Here is a 2182-nt window from a genome sequence, read left to right as displayed (position 1 = left end):
ATTATAAACAATATAATTGCTGAAATAAGCATCAACAAGTTTCTGTATGAAATGAACAATGTAAGAGATGCAACAGCAAATCCAAAGACTGTAAAACCAACAACATCAATTTTTTTACCATTGCCGTTTTTTGTTGGTAAATAATGCAATAATGCCGGCAATATTAGAATAGTTAATGCTGGAATTAAGAATAAATATTGCCAAGCAATAGAGCTTAACAATCCCGCTGAAAACACTCCAATACATGCAGAAAGCTGGTACGATGCTGTAAATAATCCGAAGAAGATAACTTTCAAATCATTTCGCAAATATTTTGTTGCAATTACTAAGAATGATGAACCTGCTACTTGTTCACCAGTTGTTTGCATAATACGAGCAGCAATAACTGTCCACAAATTTGGCTCAAAACAAGAATTAGCTACAAATCCAAAAACTGAGCCTATAAACAAAGATGTTAATCCAATAGTTACTAGCTTTTTTAATGACACAAAGTCGCCTAAAGAACCGTAAATAAAGCATACAATTCCTAAAATAATGCCAGGTAAACCAGTTATAAGAGGCGCTTGATCAACAGCTTTCACATCTATACCAACTTGTTTATAAACAAGGTTGAAACCTTGCAAGCACAAGGTGCTAATAATATATGTAATAAGCAGTAGTATTAACGCACGAACAGCAACCTTATCGCGCTTTTCTGGGTCATCATAAGGATCCACAGAAGAACAATCAAATCGTTTAGTCCCAATCATCACCGTCTTACTCCCCTACAACAGCCTAATAATTCCAAATATTTATGCAGAAAACTACTGCAAATAAATCAATCTGCCCTAACAATCTAAAGTTAATCGCAACAAATTCTTCGCGCGTAGCTACTCAATCGGATAATTCTACAGTTTGATAGTTACAATCAACAATAAAAGTTAGGAACAATTTTAAAAAATAATCACAATAATAAAATGATTCGCATATCACTTATAATGTAACAAGCTAAGTAGGAGGAAACATGGTGCAGAGAAGAAAGAAACATGATTCTATTCATGTCAACCTAAATANGWGNACANTAATAGTGGTGTTCATCACAATAAAAACAACAGTTCATTAAAGCATAAGTTTTACTCCAATAAAATTTTACGAAACATTATTATTGCTGTCATAGGCATTGCTATTATCATTCCTGTTGTTCAGTGGATACGTTGGGAACAGACTGTTTCTAATCTTCGCAACAAACAAGAACAACTTGTGTCACGCTTTGATTTTAATCCAGGCAATATTATTTCTGATTCTCAATTTTTTGACGATAACGCAATGAGTAAAGACGAAGTACGCAATTTTATACGCAAAAAAGGAGCAAAATGCACTGGTAAAAATTGCTTAAAAAATGCGTACTTTAATACTCACACTATTCCTGCCGATTCACTATGTTCAAAGTATCAAAGTGTAAGCAAAGAATCTTCTGCAGACATAATATACAAATCAGCAAAAGCATGTCATATCAGTCAACGAGTATTACTTACCATGCTGCAAAAAGAACAACATCTTGTAACAGACACTGATCCTAGCGATTTCCAATACGAATCAGCTATGGGATTAGATTGTCCAGATGATTCTCATTGCAACCCACGTTTTGCAGGATTCTTTAAACAAGTAATTGGTTCCGCAAGAAGATATAGATATTATCTTCTTCATAACGATCAATATAACTACCACCCTAACACGATTAACACAATTCAATATTCGCCAAATAAATCATGCGGATCTAGCAATGTTTATATCGAAAATAAGGCTACTGCATTACTTTATATCTATACTCCTTATCAGCCAAATATAGAATCGTTAAAAGCTGGATACGGCGAAGGAAATTCGTGCTCAGCATATGGAAATCGCAATTTTTCATTGATTTACTCTGCTTGGTTCGGAGATCCTCGCAAATAATATTCGTTAGATCGACATAGGAATACAATCTCGGTGTATAAGCTTCGAGGTATACTTCAATGTCTAATTTTTGGCACAATTGGTTAAAGATTACAAATTAACTGCTTCTATATTTAACAAAAACAACAAAGACTCACTTACTACAGATTTAATTTTTAATGCGAAAGTTAAAGATGATTTTGTTTTAGGCAGAGAATCATGGTGGAAAGAAGTATTAAAAAAGTAAGGATTTTGGCTATAACGCTAATTA

At 33.5% G+C, this 2182-nt stretch carries 3 protein-coding genes; 2 read left to right on the top strand and 1 reads right to left on the bottom strand.

From position 1 onward, the window contains the following. Positions 1-749: MFS transporter (locus A5295_RS04515; RefSeq protein WP_197479839.1), on the bottom strand; the 749-nt coding region annotated here is incomplete at its 3' end. A gap of 490 nt (positions 750-1239) precedes the next feature. Between A5295_RS04515 and A5295_RS04510 the strand changes: the two genes are divergently transcribed. After that, complete coding sequence (locus A5295_RS04510; protein ID WP_231875288.1) at positions 1240-1932, top strand: hemagglutinin; 693 nt, start codon at positions 1240-1242, stop codon at positions 1930-1932. 70 nt (positions 1933-2002) lie between these two features. After that, entirely contained in the window at positions 2003-2158 is a 156-nt protein-coding gene (locus A5295_RS06510) for a hypothetical protein (RefSeq protein WP_004110801.1), read from the top strand. The last annotated feature ends 24 nt before the right edge of the window (positions 2159-2182 follow it).

Origin of the sequence: Gardnerella sp. 26-12, from assembly GCF_001660745.1 — a bacterium.
Lineage (GTDB): Bacteria > Actinomycetota > Actinomycetes > Actinomycetales > Bifidobacteriaceae > Bifidobacterium > Bifidobacterium swidsinskii.
The sequence above is the reverse complement of the archived record's forward strand: the minus strand, read 5'-3'. Positions and strand labels throughout refer to the sequence as shown.